This window comes from Microbacterium sp. NPDC090014 (assembly GCF_044748285.1).
GTDB lineage: Bacteria > Actinomycetota > Actinomycetes > Actinomycetales > Microbacteriaceae > Microbacterium.
The window spans coordinates 2,129,887-2,146,700 of the sequence record NZ_JBIVFS010000001.1; the positions used below are offsets into that span (position 1 = coordinate 2,129,887).

The 16,814-nt window shown below is 68.1% G+C and carries 19 protein-coding genes; 12 read left to right on the forward strand and 7 right to left on the reverse strand.

Annotated elements, in window-relative coordinates:
• The first annotated feature begins 1 nt into the window (after position 1).
• The 5 genes from leuD (at position 2) to ACIPV5_RS10070 (ending at position 4,906) form a co-directional block, all read left to right on the forward strand.
• Positions 2–601, forward strand: a complete 600-nt coding sequence (leuD, locus tag ACIPV5_RS10050; RefSeq protein ID WP_072591193.1) for a 3-isopropylmalate dehydratase small subunit — start codon at positions 2–4, stop codon at positions 599–601.
• Positions 602–666: 65 nt separating this feature from the next.
• Positions 667–2,034, forward strand: a complete 1,368-nt coding sequence (gene murA, locus ACIPV5_RS10055; protein WP_053095889.1) for a UDP-N-acetylglucosamine 1-carboxyvinyltransferase — start codon at positions 667–669, stop codon at positions 2,032–2,034.
• A 5-nt stretch (positions 2,035–2,039) separates the two neighbouring features.
• Positions 2,040–2,795, forward strand: a complete 756-nt coding sequence (locus ACIPV5_RS10060) for a 1-acyl-sn-glycerol-3-phosphate acyltransferase (protein ID WP_053095891.1) — start codon at positions 2,040–2,042, stop codon at positions 2,793–2,795.
• The gene (locus tag ACIPV5_RS10065) at positions 2,761–3,918 is read left to right on the forward strand and encodes an NAD(P)H-dependent glycerol-3-phosphate dehydrogenase (RefSeq protein ID WP_150115057.1); all 1,158 of its coding nucleotides are present in this window, start codon (positions 2,761–2,763) and stop codon (positions 3,916–3,918) included. The genes ACIPV5_RS10060 and ACIPV5_RS10065 overlap by 35 nt, the downstream gene beginning before the upstream one ends.
• On the forward strand, positions 3,824–4,906 hold the full coding sequence (locus tag ACIPV5_RS10070; RefSeq protein WP_400340951.1) for a D-alanine--D-alanine ligase family protein: 1,083 nt from the start codon (positions 3,824–3,826) through the stop codon (positions 4,904–4,906). The genes ACIPV5_RS10065 and ACIPV5_RS10070 overlap by 95 nt, the downstream gene beginning before the upstream one ends.
• An 11-nt stretch (positions 4,907–4,917) precedes the next feature.
• Here ACIPV5_RS10070 and ACIPV5_RS10075 read toward each other — a convergent pair whose 3' ends face one another.
• Entirely contained in the window at positions 4,918–5,424 is a 507-nt protein-coding gene (locus ACIPV5_RS10075) for a DUF3515 family protein (protein WP_053095897.1), read from the reverse strand.
• A gap of 23 nt (positions 5,425–5,447) precedes the next feature.
• Here ACIPV5_RS10075 and thiL point away from each other — a divergent pair, with 23 nt between their 5' ends.
• Positions 5,448–6,443: a thiamine-phosphate kinase gene (gene thiL, locus ACIPV5_RS10080; protein ID WP_400340952.1), complete on the forward strand. Its 996-nt coding sequence runs from the start codon at positions 5,448–5,450 to the stop codon at positions 6,441–6,443.
• On the opposite strand, the gene rsmD is transcribed toward thiL, so the two are convergent.
• Entirely contained in the window at positions 6,413–7,015 is a 603-nt protein-coding gene (gene rsmD / locus ACIPV5_RS10085; RefSeq protein ID WP_400340953.1) for a 16S rRNA (guanine(966)-N(2))-methyltransferase RsmD, read from the reverse strand. The genes thiL and rsmD overlap by 31 nt on opposite strands.
• 61 nt (positions 7,016–7,076) lie before the next feature.
• Between rsmD and ACIPV5_RS10090 the strand changes: the two genes are divergently transcribed.
• From ACIPV5_RS10090 to mutM, 6 genes are all read left to right on the forward strand, one after another.
• Complete coding sequence (locus ACIPV5_RS10090) at positions 7,077–9,251, forward strand: ATP-dependent DNA helicase RecG (protein WP_400340954.1); 2,175 nt, start codon at positions 7,077–7,079, stop codon at positions 9,249–9,251.
• A gap of 30 nt (positions 9,252–9,281) precedes the next feature.
• Complete coding sequence (coaD, locus tag ACIPV5_RS10095; protein ID WP_053095905.1) at positions 9,282–9,779, forward strand: pantetheine-phosphate adenylyltransferase; 498 nt, start codon at positions 9,282–9,284, stop codon at positions 9,777–9,779.
• Between the two features lie 82 nt (positions 9,780–9,861).
• The gene (locus tag ACIPV5_RS10100; protein ID WP_053095906.1) at positions 9,862–10,410 is read left to right on the forward strand and encodes a DUF177 domain-containing protein; all 549 of its coding nucleotides are present in this window, start codon (positions 9,862–9,864) and stop codon (positions 10,408–10,410) included.
• Between the two features lie 2 nt (positions 10,411–10,412).
• Positions 10,413–10,622, forward strand: coding sequence for a 50S ribosomal protein L32 (gene rpmF / locus ACIPV5_RS10105; protein WP_017830754.1), 210 nt, complete (start codon positions 10,413–10,415; stop codon positions 10,620–10,622).
• A gap of 17 nt (positions 10,623–10,639) precedes the next feature.
• The gene (rnc, locus tag ACIPV5_RS10110; protein ID WP_053095908.1) at positions 10,640–11,332 is read left to right on the forward strand and encodes a ribonuclease III; all 693 of its coding nucleotides are present in this window, start codon (positions 10,640–10,642) and stop codon (positions 11,330–11,332) included.
• Positions 11,325–12,188, forward strand: coding sequence for a bifunctional DNA-formamidopyrimidine glycosylase/DNA-(apurinic or apyrimidinic site) lyase (gene mutM / locus ACIPV5_RS10115; protein WP_400340955.1), 864 nt, complete (start codon positions 11,325–11,327; stop codon positions 12,186–12,188). The genes rnc and mutM overlap by 8 nt, the downstream gene beginning before the upstream one ends.
• A gap of 3 nt (positions 12,189–12,191) precedes the next feature.
• Here mutM and ACIPV5_RS10120 read toward each other — a convergent pair whose 3' ends face one another.
• The 5 genes from ACIPV5_RS10120 to ACIPV5_RS10140 form a co-directional block, all read right to left on the reverse strand.
• On the reverse strand, positions 12,192–13,514 hold the full coding sequence (locus ACIPV5_RS10120; protein WP_400340956.1) for a permease: 1,323 nt from the start codon (positions 13,512–13,514) through the stop codon (positions 12,192–12,194).
• Complete coding sequence (locus ACIPV5_RS10125; RefSeq protein WP_400340957.1) at positions 13,511–14,206, reverse strand: ABC transporter ATP-binding protein; 696 nt, start codon at positions 14,204–14,206, stop codon at positions 13,511–13,513. The genes ACIPV5_RS10120 and ACIPV5_RS10125 overlap by 4 nt, the downstream gene beginning before the upstream one ends.
• An 89-nt stretch (positions 14,207–14,295) precedes the next feature.
• The gene (locus tag ACIPV5_RS10130; protein ID WP_400340958.1) at positions 14,296–15,375 is read right to left on the reverse strand and encodes a GNAT family N-acetyltransferase; all 1,080 of its coding nucleotides are present in this window, start codon (positions 15,373–15,375) and stop codon (positions 14,296–14,298) included.
• Positions 15,372–16,460, reverse strand: coding sequence for a GNAT family N-acetyltransferase (locus ACIPV5_RS10135; RefSeq protein ID WP_400340959.1), 1,089 nt, complete (start codon positions 16,458–16,460; stop codon positions 15,372–15,374). The genes ACIPV5_RS10130 and ACIPV5_RS10135 overlap by 4 nt, the downstream gene beginning before the upstream one ends.
• Before the next feature lie 13 nt (positions 16,461–16,473).
• Positions 16,474–16,752: a hypothetical protein gene (locus ACIPV5_RS10140; protein WP_053095916.1), complete on the reverse strand. Its 279-nt coding sequence runs from the start codon at positions 16,750–16,752 to the stop codon at positions 16,474–16,476.
• Positions 16,753–16,814: the final 62 nt, after the last annotated feature.

Consider the following 16,814-nt stretch of genomic DNA (forward strand, 5'->3'; position numbering starts at 1 on the left):
CATGGAGAAGTTCACCACCCACACCGGCATCGCCGCCCCGCTGAAGCGCTCGAACGTCGACACGGACCAGATCATCCCCGCCGTGTTCCTCAAGCGGGTCACGAAGACCGGCTTCGAGGACGCACTGTTCCACGGCTGGCGTCAGGATCCCGAGTTCGTGCTCAACCAGCCGGCTTTCCAGGGCGCATCGGTGCTCGTCGCCGGCCCCGACTTCGGCACCGGATCCAGCCGCGAGCACGCCGTCTGGGCGCTTCGCGACTTCGGCTTCGCGGTGGTCCTGAGCCCGCGCTTCGCCGACATCTTCCGGGGCAACTCGGGCAAGCAGGGGCTCCTCGCCGCCACCATCTCCGAAGAGGATCTCGAGCGGATCTGGGCCGAGATCGACCGGAATCCCGGGGCTTCGATCACGGTCGACCTCGAGGCGCGAGTCGCGTCGATCGGTGAGATCCAGGCTGACCTCGGGATCGACGATTACACTAGATGGCGGCTCCTCGAAGGGCTCGATGACATCGGGCTCACCCTGCGCAACGAAGACAAGATCGCGCAGTTCGAGGCCCGTCGCGAGTCGTGGCGGCCCCGGACCCTTCCCGTTCAGCAGTGAACGGCGGGGCGGGGGAGCCGAGGGCGACCCCGCCCCGAATTCCGTTGAATGAAGTGAGGCTCCGAATGACGACACCTGTGCGCGACGCTCTTCCGGACGGAGTCCCCCCACTCACCGGAGACGTCCTCGCCATTCGCGGAGGGCGCCCGCTGCGCGGCCGCGTCGACGTCAAGGGCGCGAAGAACCTCGCGACCAAGGCGATGGTCGCGTCCCTGCTCGGAGAGACCGTCAGCGTGCTGCGCGACGTGCCCGCCATCAGCGACGTCGCGGTCGTCCGCTCGCTTCTCGAGGTCCATGGCGTGCGGGTCTCCGACGGCGATGAGCCCGGAGCTCTCGTCTTCGACCCCAGCGACGTCGAGTCGGCCCACTTCGAGGAGATCGACGCTCACGCGGGTGCCTCGCGCATCCCGATCCTCTTCTGCGGCCCGCTGCTGCACCGTCTCGGTCAGGCCTTCATCCCCGACCTGGGCGGCTGCCGCATCGGCGACCGCCCGATCGACTTCCATTTGGACGCGCTCCGCAAGTTCGGCGCCATCGTCGAGAAGCTGCCGAGCGGCATCCGCCTGTCGACGGGTGGTGCGCGCCTGCACGGTGCGAACATCCACCTCCCGTACCCGAGTGTCGGAGCGACCGAGCAGGTGCTGCTCACGGCCGTTCGCGCCGAGGGCACCACGGAGCTTCGCAACGCCGCCATCGAGCCCGAGATCATGGATCTGATCGCGGTGCTGCAGAAGATGGGCGCGATCATCTCCTACGAGCCGAACCGCGTCATCCTCATCGAGGGTGTCGAGACGCTTCGGGGGTACGACCACCGCTCGATCTTCGACCGCAACGAAGCCGCATCCTGGGCGTCCGCCGCACTCGCCACCGACGGCGAGATCTTCGTGGGCGGCGCGAAGCAGCAGGAGATGCTCACGTTCCTCAACGTGTTCCGCAAGGCCGGCGGATGGTTCGACATCAAGGAGGACGGGATCCTGTTCCGTCGCGACGGCGAGCTCAAGCCGGTCATCGTCGAGACCGACGTGCACCCCGGGTTCATGACCGACTGGCAGCAGCCTCTCGTCGTGGCGCTCACTCAGGCCAAGGGCCGCTCGGTCGTGCACGAGACGGTCTACGAGAACCGTCTGGGCTTCACCGAGGCGCTCGTCAAGATGGGCGCCGACATCGTCGTGCACCCCCGCGGACTGCAGGACGGAGCCCGTCGTGTCCCGCGCCGGGACCTCGAGCAGGCCGCCGTCATCACCGGCCCGACGCCGCTGCACGCCGCAGACATCGTCGTTCCCGATCTTCGCGGCGGATACAGCCACGTCATCGCGGCGCTGACCGCCGAAGGCGAGTCGAGGGTGTCCGGAGTGGACATCCTCAGCCGCGGCTACGAGAAGTTCCTCGCCAAGCTCGATGCCGTGGGCGCCGACTTCGACGTCATCCGGTGACCCCGATGGGTTCCCGCTCGACGGAGACCACGCGACCGAGTGCGTTCTGGCCGGTCGCGGCGATCGCCGTGCCGCTGATCTCGCTCGTCGCGAAGCTCCGCATCACGGGAAGCGAGAAGCTCCCGCGTGAGGGAGCGTACGTTCTCGCCCCGAACCACTACTCCGAGTTCGATCCGCTCGTGGTCGCACTCGCGGTGTGGCGCATCGGTCGAGCTCCGCGCTTCATGGCGAAGGAGAGTCTCTTCAAGGTTCCTGTGCTCGGAGCCGTGCTCCGCGCGACAGGAATGGTCCCCGTGGCACGCGCCTCGTCGGCATCCGCGGCGAAGCAGACGCTCAAGCAGTCGGCCGAGCTCGTCGAGCACGGTCGCGGTGTGATCGTCTATCCGGAGGGCACGCTGACCCGCGACCCCGACATGTGGCCGATGCGCGGAAAGTCCGGGGCTGTCCGGCTCGCGCTGACCGACGGCATCCCACTCATCCCGATGGCCCACTGGGGCACCCAGCGGATCATGGGGCGTTACCAGAAGGGGCTCAGCCTCTGGCCGCTGCGCAAGCCCGTGGACGTCGTCATCGGCGATCCCGTCGATCTGTCGGACCTCCGTGGTCGTGCAGGCGAGGCATCTGCGCTGAACGAAGCCACCGAACGACTGATGCAGGCCATCACGGCGCTGCTCGAGGACCTGCGTGACGAGAAGGCTCCGGCCGAGCGCTGGAACCCGTCCGCCCATGGACAGAAGGAGACGGGTCGCCTTGACTCCTAAGCGCAACGCTCCCGCAGGACCACGCGTCGCGGTGATCGGTGCCGGAAGCTGGGGCACCACGTTCGGAAAGATCCTCGCCGACGGCGGGGCGCAGGTCACGATGTGGGCGCGCCGAGCCGAACTCGCCCACGAGATCGACGAGGCCAAGCGCAACTCCCGCTATCTGCCCGGCATCAACCTGCCGCGCACGATGTCCGCGACGCACGAGCTGGCGATCGCGCTCCGCGATGTCGACCAGGTGTACCTCTCGGTGCCGAGTCAGTCGCTGCGGGAGAATCTCAAGGCGCTTCGGCCGCTGCTCGCCGACAACGACGCCAAGATCGTCAGCCTGATGAAGGGCGTCGAGCGCACGACGGGGCTCCGGATGAGCCAGGTCATCGAGCAGGAGCTGCGCTGCGATCCCGACCGTATCGCGGTCGCCTCCGGGCCGAACCTCGCGCTCGAGATCGCTCGCGAGCAGCCCACGGCCGCCGTGATCTCCTCACGCAGTCGGGAGACCGCCGAGGAGGTCGCGCGCGCGGCACGTAACAGCTACTTCCGGACGTTCGTGAACACCGACGTGATCGGCACGGAGTTCGGGGGAGTGCTGAAGAACCTCATCGCGGTGGCCATCGGCATCGTCGACGGCGTCGGGTACGGCGAGAACACCAAGGCGTCGATCATCACCCGCGGGCTCGTGGAGATGACCGATTTCGCCGTCGCCAACGGCGCTCACCCCGAGACCCTGCAGGGACTCGCGGGCCTGGGCGACCTCATCGCGACATGTCAGTCCCCGCTGAGCCGCAACAACACGGCCGGGCGCCTGCTCGGCCAGGGATACAGCTTCCAGGACGTCGTGAAGCAGATGCAGCAGACCGCTGAGGGCCTCGCGTCCGTGGCGCCCGTGCTGCAACTCGCCCGCGAGTCCGACGTGCACATGCCCATCGTCGAGCAGGTGAAGATGGTGCTCGACGGCAAGATGAACCCCCGTGACATCGCACCCCACCTGACGACGGATGACGACACCCCGCAGGGTGAGAGGACCAACCATGGACAAGCAGACGGTGGTGGTGCTCTTCGGAGGGCGCTCCAGCGAGCATTCGATCAGTTCCGCAACGGCGGGCGGAGTGCTGGGCGCGATTGATCGCGATCGGTACGCCGTGATCCCGGTCGGGATCACGCGCGACGGCGCCTTCGTCCTCGAGGACGACGACCCGGCGAAGTTCCCGCTGGATGCCGCTCACCTGCCCGAGGTCGCCGACAACGGCACACGGGTGCTGTGGCCGGAACCCGGCGGAGACCGCAGCCTGCGCGTCGTGCGCACCGACGGCACCACCGAATCCCTCGGCGAGATCGATATCGTGCTGCCGATCCTCCACGGCCCGCACGGCGAGGACGGCACCATCCAGGGGTACTTCGACACCCTCGAGGTCCCCTACGCCGGCGGCGGGGTGCTCGACTCCGCACTGTGCATGGACAAGCACTTCATGAAGATCGCGCTGCGGGCCGCCGGTATCGCGGTGGCGGCCGGACTGACGGTGCGCGCGCGCCAGTGGGAACAGGATGCCGTCGCGATCCGCGATTCGGCGGCGGCGCTCGGCCTGCCGCTCTTCGTGAAGCCGGCTCGCGCGGGATCCAGCGTGGGCGTCTCGAAGGTCGAGAGCGCCGACGAGCTCGATGCGGCGCTGGCGATCGCGTTCGCAGAAGACGACAAGGTCCTGATCGAGGCGGGCGTGGTCGGCCGCGAGATCGAGGTCGCCGTGCTCGAAGGGGCCGACGGCGTCCGAGCGTCGCTTCCTGGCGAGATCGTGCTGACGACTCGAGGGTTCTACGACTTCGAGGGAAAGTACCTCGGCGGCGACGGCGTCGACGTCGTGTGCCCGGCGGAGCTCGAGGAATCCGAGGTCGCGGCCATTCAGGATGCCGCAGTCCGTGCGTTCGAGGCGGTGGACGGGCGAGGTCTTGCGCGCGTCGACATGTTCCTCACGCCTACGGGAGAGCTGGTGGTCAACGAGCTGAACACGATGCCGGGATTCACTCCGATCTCGATGTTCCCGAAGTGTTGGGTGGCCTCCGGACTCAGCTACGGCGACCTGATCTCCGAGTTGATCGAGGCGGGCCTGCGCCGCTGACCCTCGACGGGTCAGCCTTCGGTCGATCCGTCGTCCGGGTTCTCCTCGGTGGGCACCCGGTCGGTGCAGCGTGCCGTGGCGGGCGCGAGGCCCGACTGGATGCTCGTGGAGAGGCTCTCGACGACCGTACGGAAGTCGATCTCCTCGCCACGGCGGATGATCACCTCGATGGCGGGCTCGCGACCGTACGTCACGAGACGCTGCCGGTCTTCCTCCTGATCGAGAACGAGCCAGTCGACGCTGCCGATGGTCGTGCACACCTCTGTCGATGGCGCCGGCGGTTCGACGCCGCAGCGCAGCACGACGGTCGGGTCGCCCCAGGCTCCGGTCGCCTGAGCATCGGTCCACACCCGATCGAGATCGCCGACGGCGTCGGGGAGCAGCACGGACACCTCGGCGCAGGCTGGATCGTTGGCGTCCTCAGCGGGTTCGAGGTGGATCGTCGTCGAGCAGCCGGACAGTGCGGCGAGGAGGACCAGCGAGCCCGCGACGACGGCGAGACGGCGAGAGCGGGGCATGCATCCAGGCTACCTTTGACTGCATGTCCTCCCGACCTCGCGACGATGATCCGACCCTCGGCGAACTGTCGGAGGGGGAGATACTCCGAGCGATCCTGGCGAGGACGGCGCGGGCCTCTCACACGCTCGTCGGACCCGGCGACGATGCGGCGGTGATAGCGGCTCCCTCGGGTTCGGTGGTCGCCACGACGGACACTCTCGTGCACGGCCCGGACTTCCGGCTCGCGTGGTCGTCGGGGTACGACCTCGGTTGGAAGGCCGCCGCCGTCAACCTCGCCGACGTGGCGGCCATGGGCGCACGGCCGACGGCGCTCCTGGTGGCGCTGGCCGTTCCCCGCGACCTTCGACTGTCGTTCATCGAGCGCCTCGCAGACGGCTTCCGAGAAGCCTGCGCCGCACTCGCACCGGGATGCGCGGTGGTCGGCGGCGATCTCACGGTCTCGGACGTCCTGACCGTGGCGGTCACCGCGCTCGGCGATCTCGAGGGCCGGCCGCCCGTGACCCGGTCGGGTGCACGGGTCGGTGACGCGGTCGCGGTCGCAGGCGAACTGGGGCACGCCGCTCACGGACTCTCGGTGCTCTTCGGAAGGTTCCGTGAGGGGGAGGCGCCGGTCCCCGTCGATGCGTCCCTGCTCGCCCCGGGTGAGAGCGCTGCTCTGGCTGCACAGCTCCGTCCATCGCCGCCGATCGGTCTCGGCCCTTTCGCTGCCACCGCGGGCGCGACCGCGATGATGGACATCTCAGACGGGCTCGCGCTCGACGCGCGACGGATGGCAGCGGCCTCCGAGGTCACCATCGCACTCGACAGCGCAGCCCTCGGCGACAGCCCCCAGCGAGCTCTCGCCGGTGGCGAGGATCACGCCCTTCTCGCCTGCTTCCCGCCGGGGATCGTGCCGGCGGGCTTCCGCGTCATCGGCACTGTCGTGCCCCGGGGCGAGCACGAGCTGCTGGTCGACGGCGCACCCGCGGATGTCAGCGGCTGGGATCCCTATCGCGACTGGGACTCGGCCTCGGGCTGAGACGGCTCCGTCGCGGGAGTGGGCTCGGCCCACCAGAGCGCGGTGTCGCCGTAGGCCTTCTCGCGGATCAGCTCCAGTCCGGCCGCAGCGAGGTCGGGAGGGGTCGATCGCCGGGCGCGCTCGATGATCACGAGGGCGTCGGGAGTGAGAAGCGGCGCGAGCGTGACGAGGTCCGCCGTCATCGCCTCGTCGTCGAGGTCGTACGGGGGATCCGAGAACACGAGGTCGTACGGGCCGGAGGCGCGCAGCAGGAACGATCGGACGGTGCTCTGGTGCACCCTCGCGCTCGGCGCTCCGGCCTTCGCGACGGTGGCGGCGTTGCGGCGGACCACCGACGCCGCCTCTCGGCCGTGCTCGACGAGATCCGCGCTCGTCGCGCCGCGGCTGAGGGTCTCCAGTCCCAGCGCACCCGAGCCGGCATAGAGGTCGAGTACGCGCGCGCCGACGATGGCATCCGCGGACTCCAGCGCTCCGAAGAGCGACTCCCGCACGCGATCGCTGGTGGGTCTCGTTCCCGCGCGGGGCACGTCGAGCCGTGCGCCGCGCGCTGTTCCGGCGATGATCCTCGTCACCCGTTCACGATACGACAGCTGCGGCGCACGTCGTGTCCGTGCGGCCTCCTAGACTCGGATCATGTCGCTCACGCTGGATTCGTCGCTCGATGAGGCGCTGGGTGCCACGCCGGCGAAGTCTCTCGACAGAGCCTTCAGCATGAAGACGGTCGGCGATCTCGTGTCGCACTATCCCCGACGGTACGCGGATCCGGGCGAGCTGACCCCGATCCGTGAACTCCCTCTGGGCGAGACGGTGACGATCGTCGCCGAGGTGCTGTCCTCCAGCGCCAGGGCGATGCGCAACCGTCGTGGTGCGATGGTCGACGTCGTGATCGGCGACGGCATCGGCAAGATGTCTCTGACGTTCTTCGCGAAGAACCTCGGCGCGGCCAAGTGGCGCTCCGAGGACCTCGCGGTCGGACGTCGAGGTGTCTTCTCGGGCAAGGTCGGCGAGTTCAACGGCATGACGCAGTTCGCGCATCCCGAGTACGAGCTGTTCGACGACGAGGATGCGGCCAGACGCCGGGCGGACGCGCGCGCTGCCGTGCTGATTCCCATCTATCCCGCGACGTCGACGCTGCAGACGTGGCAGATCGCGAAGTTCATCACGCGGGCGCTCGACGGCCTCGGCGACGTGCCGGAGCCTCTCGCCCCCGATGTCCGCGCGCGGGAGGAACTTCTGACCGCCCGAGAGGCGCTCGAGCAGATTCACCGCCCGAAGACCCGCAACGACATCGATCCTGCGGTCCGCACCCTGCGGATGCACGAGGCGCTCACCCTCCAGACCGCCCTCCTGCAGCAGCGCGATGCGGTGCGATCGCTGTCGGCGACCGCGCGTCCGTCGAAGCCCGGTGGGCTGCTCGAGCGCTTCGACGCCTCGCTGCCGTACGACCTCACGCCCGACCAGAAGACGGTCGGCGAGCAGGTGGCGAGCGACCTCGTCGCCGCCTGGCCGATGAATCGTCTCGTGCAGGGTGAGGTCGGGTCCGGCAAGACCCTCGTCGCGCTGCGTGCGATGCTCCAGGTGGCCGAGTCCGGCGGTCAGGCGGCGCTGATCGCCCCGACCGAGGTGCTCGCAGGGCAGCACCTGCGATCGATCGCGAAGATGCTCGGGCCGCAGATGTCACCGCTCGTGATGCCCACCCTGCTCACCGGTCAGATGCCGGCCGCCGAGCGTCGCAAGGCTGCGCTCCGCGTCGCCTCCGGACAGGCGCTGATCGTCGTGGGCACGCACGCGCTGCTCGGCGAGAAGACGACCTTCGCTGATCTCGGCCTCGTCGTCGTCGACGAGCAGCACCGGTTCGGAGTCGAGCAACGAGAGGCGCTCCGCGCGAAGGGGTCCAGCCCGCACGCGCTGGTTCTCACCGCGACCCCGATCCCGCGCACGGTCGCGATGACGGTGTTCGGCGATCTCGACACTTCCGTGATCCGCACGATGCCCAAGGGACGAGCCGGAATCGAGTCCTTCGTCGCTCCGCTCGCAGAGCATCCCGGCTGGTTCAATCGAGTCTGGGAGCGCGCCGCCGAGGAGATCTCCCAGGGCCGACAGGTGTTCGCGGTATGCGCGGCGATCGACACGACCAAGAAGACGGCGGAAGCGGGGGAGCAGCCCGTGATCCCGCCCGAGGGTGCGTCAGGTCCTCGCTGGGGCGTGGTGCAGCTCGATGAGGCCCTGGCGACGCACCCCCGGCTCGGGAACGTCCGACGGGCCGTGCTGCACGGTCGCATGCCGTCCGACGAGAAGGACGCCGTCATGCAGTCCTTCGCGCGCGGCGAGATCGACCTGCTGGTGGCGACGACCGTGATCGAGGTCGGCGTCGACGTCCCGAACGCCTCGACCATGATCGTTCTCGACGCCGATCGGTTCGGGGTGTCGCAGCTGCACCAGCTGAGGGGCCGTGTCGGTCGAGGAGGCGTTCCAGGGCTCTGCCTGTTGGTCACCGAAGCCGAAGAGGGGTCAGTGGCGCGCGAACGCGTGGACGCGGTGGCAGCGACTCTCGACGGATTCGCTCTCGCGGAGGTCGATCTCGAGCTCCGCGGTGAAGGTGACGTGCTCGGTGCCGCACAGGCTGGAGTTCGGTCCTCCCTGAAGCTGCTGCGGGTCGTCAAAGACTCGGGCCTGATCGTCCGAGCCCGGGAGCTCGCGGAGGGCATCCTCTCCGACGACCCGGATCTGCGGGCGAATCCCGGACTCCGCTCGGCGATCGAGCGACGCGTGAGCGACGACGACCGGGCGGCACTCGCGAAGAACTGACCGCGGCATCGCGTGCTTTAGGCTGGGGGCATGAGCAGCCGGATCGCCGTCGTCCCTGGATCGTTCGATCCGCCGACCCTGGGTCATCTCGACGTGATCCGTCGCGCAGCCAAGCTGTACGACGAACTCCACGTGCTCGTGGTTCACAACCCCGGCAAAGAGGCGCTGCTCCCGATCGCTCAGCGGATGTCGCTGCTCGAGCAGTCGATCGCTGAGGACGGGATCGGCGACAACGTCGTCGTGGGCTCCTGGAGCATGGGGCTGCTCGTGGACTACGCCCGCGACGTCGGTGCGGGAGTTCTCGTGAAGGGCATCCGTTCGCAGATCGACGTCGCGTACGAATCCCCGATGGCGATCGTCAACCGTCACCTCGCCGACATCGAGACGGTCTTCCTCCTGCCCGACCCCGCGCATGCCCTGGTCTCCAGCTCCCTGGTCCGCCAGGTGGCCGGCCTCGGCGGTGACGTGTCGCCGTTCGTGCCTCCGGCGGTTGCATCCTTCCTCGACACCGGATCACGCGGGATCTGATTTCCGGAGGCGCCGTCTCCACACAGCGCGGAACCAGCCTCCATCCCGCAGGAGCCGGTACCATTGCCGGGTGCGTTCCCGAATGAATGGTCCCTTCGTCCTGCCCGTCCGTGACATCGTCCGCAAGCCGGGCGAGATGCGCGAGCACGAGTTCTCGGTGACCCTCGGCGAAGGCTGGGGAGAGGGAATCGTCGCGTATGAAGCCGGTTCTGCGCTCGACCTGGACGTGCGTCTCGAGTCGGTTCACGAGGGCATCCTGGTGTCCGGAACCGCCGATGCTGAGTACTCCGGCGTATGCGGAAGATGCCTGATCGACATCACCCGGCCCGTCGAAGTCGAGTTCCAGGAGCTTTTCGCGTATCCTGGTGAGGAAGAAACTGACTTCGAGGTTCAAGACGACCACGTGGATCTTGAAACTCTAGTCAGGGATGCGGCCGTATTGGCGCTTCCATTTCAGCCGGTGTGTCAGCCGGATTGCCCCGGGCTCGACCCGGAGACGGGCGAGAGGCTGACCGCGAGCACCGGGACGGAGCAGGTGGCTCCCATCGATCCTCGGTGGAGCGCGCTCCAGCAGATCACAGACCAAGACGGTGAGGCACAGAGCCGAGCCGCCGAGAAAGAAGAGAGCTAGTCATGGCTGGTAACCCCCCGAAGCGCAAGGTATCCCGTTCGAACACCCGCTCGCGCCGCGCGCAGTGGAAGGCGGCGCCCGTCGCACTCGTCAAGACCATCGAGAACGGTCAGGTCGTCTACAGCCGTCCTCACCAGGCCAAGGTCGTCACCGACTCGCAGGGCACCGAGCTCTTCCTCGAGTACAAGGGTCGCAAGGTCGCCGACGTCTGAGTCGCGACTTCACGATTGTGACTGAGGTCCCTGGGGGGACGAGACCGCTCCCAGAGAAGCTCCGCGTCGATATCGACGCGGAGCTTCTGGAGTTGGCGCTCACCCATCGCTCCTATGCCTACGAGCACGGCGGCATCCCCCATAACGAACGTCTCGAGTTCCTCGGCGACTCCGTTCTCGGACAAGCCGTGACGGTGATGCTCTTCACGACCCATCCGGGGCTGGATGAGGGGGAGTTGGCCAAGCGGCGCGCGAGCGTCGTCTCGACGGTCGCTCTCGCCGAGGTCGCGAGAGCGATCGATCTCGGCAGCCATCTGCTGCTGGGACGCGGTGAGGAACAGACGGGCGGTCGCGACAAGGACTCGATCCTCGCCGACACGATGGAAGCCGTGATCGGCGCGACGTATCTGTCAGCGGGTCCTGAGGCGGCGACCGAGCTCGTGCTCCGGCTGACCGCGCCGCTCCTCGCCGACCCCGAGCGCTACGGCGCGGCGATGGATCCGAAGACGAGCCTGCAGGAGCTGGCTGCGCGAGTCGGTGCGACTCCGCCCCAGTACTCGGTGGAGGCGAGCGGCCCCGACCACGATCGTCGATTCCTCGCAACCGTGGTCGTCGGCGATCTGGCGATGACCGGCAAGGGCAGCAGCAAGAAGACGGCAGAGATGGCCGCCGCGCTCAGCGCGTGGCGACTGCTCAACGAGCGTGCCTGAGCTTCCCGAGGTCGAGGTCGTCCGGGCGGGTCTCGCTCCCGCGGTGATCGGCTCGCTCATCACGGCCGTGAGCGTGTTCGATGAACGAGCTCTCACACGGCATGCGGCCGGGCCGTCCGACTTCGTCGCGCGCCTGGAGGGACGCAGAGTCACTGCAGCCGACCGACGGGGCAAGTTCCTCTGGCTGCCGCTGGACACCGCTGATTCCGCGTTGATCGCGCACCTCGGAATGAGCGGACAGATGCTGCTGCGGGCGCCGGACGCCGAGGCAGAACGCCACGAGCGCATCCGGATCAGCATCGAGCATCCTCGGCATGGCGAGCTCGCGATCGTCTTCGCCGACCAGAGGACTTTCGGGTCGTTCGCGGTCGACGGTCTGGTGCCGGACGGACCGACGTGGATCCCGACTCAGGTCGTGCACATCGCCCGTGATCCGATAGACCCGCTGTTCGACGACGATCGCTTCCTGCGTGCACTCCGCACACGCGGCAGTGCGATCAAGCGAGTGCTGCTCGATCAGCAGACGATCAGCGGCGTGGGCAACATCTATGCGGATGAGGCGCTGTGGGCTGCGCGCATCCACCCGGCGACTCTCGCGAGTGCGCTGTCGACGCAAGCGAGCAGGCGACTCCTCGCCGAGATCAGAGTGGTGCTCGTGAAGGCCCTTGCCGAGGGCGGCACGAGCTTCGACTCCCAGTACGTCAATGTGAACGGTCAGGCAGGCTACTTCGCCCACTCGCTCAACGCGTACGGTCGAGGCGGACAGCCGTGCCCGCGCTGCGGCATTCTGATCCGCCGGGAGGCTTTCATGAACCGCTCGAGTCATTACTGTCCGCGCTGCCAGCGGCGTCGCTGAGACTCACACCATCTCGAATGACCGGGCGAGCAGGGGCCGCGTCGCTCGAGTGCTCATCCAGACGATTCCGATCCCCACGGCCAGTACGAGCGCGATCGTGAGGAGAGACTCGGGTGCCGTGACCAGGGCGATCCCCAGCAGCGGGAAGACCAGCACGCCGGCACAGGTCGCCGAGCCGATCGCGGTCACGAGGAGTGGAGACATGATCGCCCGGCGGCGTGCGCTGTCGACGATCGCGAGCGGCACGCCCAGCCGGTGCAGACTCCGGTGGAGTTCCTGCTGATCGAGAACGGCCGCGGCTTGATTGACCCCCACGGATGCCGCGACCATCAGGAATGAAGCGACGAGGGTGATGACGAGGCCGGTGCGCATGTCCGCGGCGAGGGCCGCATCCGCGGACGTCGTGTCGCCGCTGTTCATCACATTCATCAGGGAGACTCCGGTTCCTGCGAACACGGCCATGAAGCTCGCCATCGCGATGCCGCTCACCTGACGCCACGCGGCTTTGGGGGAGTCCAGCACCAGACGGGCGGCGAGCAGCCGATCTGCGTGCTCGGCCTTGCGCAGCTGACGGCCGGCGGCGACCTTCAGGACCCATGGTCCGATCACGTTGAGCACCGCCAGGGAGACGGCGAACAACAGGGCGAGGACGGCGATGGTCGCCGCGAGTCCTGCGACGGAAGGGAAGACCGTGACAAGGACGAACACGAGCGCAAGAACGGAGACTGCGATGATCGCGCGGAACCAGTGCGCGGTGGAGACGGTCGTCCGCAGGCGCACGCCGAGGGGCGAGATGATCACGCGCCGGAGCCCCAGCACAGCACTCGCTGCCGCCACGAGAAGGACGGCTCCCACGACGGCGAGAACGCGGAAGGGCGAGAGCATGATCGCCTCGACGCCGAGAGCCGTGCCACGGAACGGGATGAGTCCGACGAGAGGGGTGAGGGCGAGATGGACGACGACTCCGGCGACGGCACCGGCGGCCGCGACGATCATGGATTCGATGACCGTAGCGACCCCGACGCCCAGAGGCGTCACGCCGAGAAGCCGCAGGGTCGAGAGACGCTCGTCACGACGGCGGGCTGAGAGACGGGCGGCCGCCCCGCCGAGATTCATCAGCGGGACGATGAGGAGCACGAGCGCGATCGCGGCCAACGCCTGGTACACCGGCGCGTACTCATCGGTCCAGGTCCAGAACGACTGAGCCCCGCCCACGACGGTCAGCACGAGGGCGGTGACGATGCCGAAAGCGATGACCGGGAGCGCGAGCACCGCGTTCTCTCCCTTCCCGGCGCGAAGAAGCACAGCCAGGACGCGGGCGTTCATGCCGTCACCGCCGACGAGATGATCTGTCCGTCGCGCACGGAGACGATCCGCGAGCAGCGCGCCGCCACGTCTGCATCGTGTGTCACGACGAGCAGCGTGCGCCCCTGACCCGTCGTCGACCACAGCAGCGCATTCATCACGTCCTGCGACGTGTGCGAGTCGAGGGCGCCGGTCGGCTCGTCGGCGAACACGAGTTCCGCACCCGTCGCCTGAGCCCGTGCGATCGCGACGCGCTGCGCCTGCCCGCCGGACAGCTCGCCGATTCGGCGGTCCTCCATCCCGGCCAGCCCGAGCGCGGCGAGCCAGGACGCCGCGTGAGCGGTGGCCTGCGCTCTCTTCACGCCGTTGATCATCGATGCGAGCGCCACGTTCTCGACCGCCGTGAGCTCCGGAATGAGCAGACCCTGCTGGAAGACGAACCCGAACCGCTCTCTCCGCAGCCGGGAACGAGCGGATTCTCCGAGTCCGGCGAGTTCCACCGCCTGACCGACCGAGGGCTGGAACGACACGGTGCCCGAGTCCGGACTGATGATGCCGGCGAGGACATGGAGGAGAGTGGTCTTGCCCGACCCGGAGGCACCCATGATGGCGACCGACTCGCCGCGGTGGATGGTGAGATCCACCCCGGCGAGTGCGCGGGTCGTTTCGTAGGACTTGGTCAGAGAGCGTGCGTCGAGGACCGTCGTGTTCATGCATCCAGCCTCGCGGCCATATGGAGACCGCTGCGTCGGCCGGGCGGATGATCCGTGGCCAGCCGCGTACACCGCTCGGATGATCTCGATCAGATCCGCTTCTGCCACGCTCCCGCATAGGAGACAGGCGCGAAACCGATCGCCTCGTTGATGCTCAACATGGGACGGTTCTCCTCTGCGTTGAACGTCGAGACCGTCGGGGTGAGCGGCATGAGCTCTCTCCAACGGAGGAGATTCGCGCACTTGACGATCGTGCCGAGACGGTGCCCGCGGTGCTCGCGAGACACCAGAGTGCCGAGCTGGTGGGTCACTCCTGCGCGGTCCGCCCCGACGAGCAGCTCGTTGTAGGCCACCATGTCTCCGCTGGGCACATGCTGCACCGCGACGATCGACAGAGCTTGACCGGCCCCCGTGAGCCGTCGCTCACGGCGCACGACACGTTCTGCATCCCACTCCTCGGCGACGAAGTCCATGTCGCCGCTCGGGGCGTCGGTAGACAGGCGAGCGAGGATCGCCGCGTACCCGTCACGGAACTCGGGCGGTGTCGGCGCCATCCACTGGAGCACCCGGTAATCGTCGCCGGCGGCGGTCTTCGCCGATTCCAGAGCGGCCCGCAGCGGGGCGGGGTCGGAGCGCAGATCGAGCTCGCTGTTGCGTTCGACCTGTTCGAATTCATATCCGCGGGCGACGAGAGCGTCCGACAGCGGAATCGCCGGAATGCGACCCCACCCCGTTCGCGGTGTGATCATCCGGTCTGACTCCATGGGCCTGTGCAGCGTCCAGGTCTGCACCAGGGATCGGCCGTGTGCGCGCGCCTCCGACTCGGCGAGCGACAGGAGAGCGTCTTCGACACCGCGTCCCCATTGGCTCGCCGGCACGAGGAGGTCCGCCTCTGCGGCGTTCGCCTCCGCCTCCTGAGCGTAGGAGAGAGTGATCATGCCGACGATCTCGGTTCCGAGCCTGGCGACGAACCCCGTCTGCAGGGTATCGCTGGGATCCTGCCACGATGCGAGCATCTGCGCGGCATCGGGGGCGATGTCGGGCAGACCGACCAGCTCCTCGCAGATCTGCCTGTTGAGCTCTCCGTATGCGCGGAAGTCCGCGGCATCCTCGGCGTCCAGCGCGCGGGGGACGGCCAGAGGTGTGATCGTCAGTGTGCTGGTCGTCATGACAGCTCCTTCTTCCACGCGCCTTCATAGGCGACGGCGGTGAATCCCATCGCCTCGTTGATGGCGAGCATCGGCCGGTTCTCCTCGGCGTTGTAAGTGATCACGTCGCGTGACGCGGGAGCGATGCCTGTCCACGACAGGAACGCTTCGCACTTCACGAGCTGCCCCAGACGATGGCCGCGGTGCTCGGTGAGCACCAGGGTGTCGTGCTGGTGTGTGGTGGCGGTGGGATCCGGACCGATTCCGAGTTCGGTGAATGCGGTGAGCTCGCCTGTCGGGATGTGCTGCGCGACAGTGACCTGCATGATCTGGCCCATCTCCGCGACTCTCTTCTCCGTGGCGACCAGACGCTCTGCGTCCCAGGCCTCCTCGTCGGTCTCGAGATCGGCCGAGGGGGCGTCGGTCGACATGCGCGACTTGAGCCATGCGTAGCCGTCGACGTGCTCCGGTGGCGTCGGAAGCATCCACTGGAGCACGCGATAGTCCTGTGAGCGCGCTCGCGCGTCCTCCCGCAGCTCCTCGGCACGCTGAACCGTCTCCTGGGTGACCGCGAGGCGGCTCACCCGATAGACCTGCTCGAGGGTGAATCCGTGGCGGATGAGGAATCGTGCGACGTGATCGTCCGGAACGCTGCCGAAGCCCGTCTTCGCCTGCAGCCTGGGTCCGTCGCTGGCCGGCTGCTCCGTCCAGTTCTGAATGACCGCGCGGCCGTGGAGACGGGCGAAGGCCTCGACGTGCGGCAGGATCGCGGTTCCGATCCCCTGACCCCAGACACGGGGGAGGATCTCGATCGCGGCGATCGCCACACGCGACCCCTCCTCATGAGGGATGTCGATGACTGTGCGCCCGACGATCTCGCCTCCGACGCGCACCGCCCACACGGCAGTCGTGCGCTCTTTGCGAGAGCGCAGGATCGGAAGCAGCGCCTCTGGCGTCAGATCCTGCTCGGTGCGTCCGGTGAGCTCTCGGTAGACGGCGTTGCGAACGCGGGCGAGCTCGCGGAATTCGGCGGCGTCAGCTGCATCCGCTCGTGCCGGCAGCACGAGCGGATGCAGCGACGCATCAGGGGTGAGCGGAATGCTCATGGCGATCTCCAGGTCAGCGCAGCTGACGCTGCAGGTCGTAGGTGAGCAGGGCGTAGGTCTCGCCGGGCGTGCGATCACGTCGATCGAGACGCAGCGCATCCGCTTCGGCGGCGGCGATACGACGTACCGGGCGAGGGCGCTGTGCCCTCTGGAGCAGCCAGAGGCCGATCCGGAGAGAGAGACGATCTGCCAGCGCGAGGCGCCGCAGCTCATCCGGTGCGGGGATGTGGAGGACCTGCTGGTCCTCGGTATCCGGAGGGTGGGGGATGCTGCGGTACAGCGTGGTGTTCACGATGATTCCTTCGAGATGAATGGTGGTGATGGGTGCGGCGAACGCGGCCGCAGGGCCTTCGT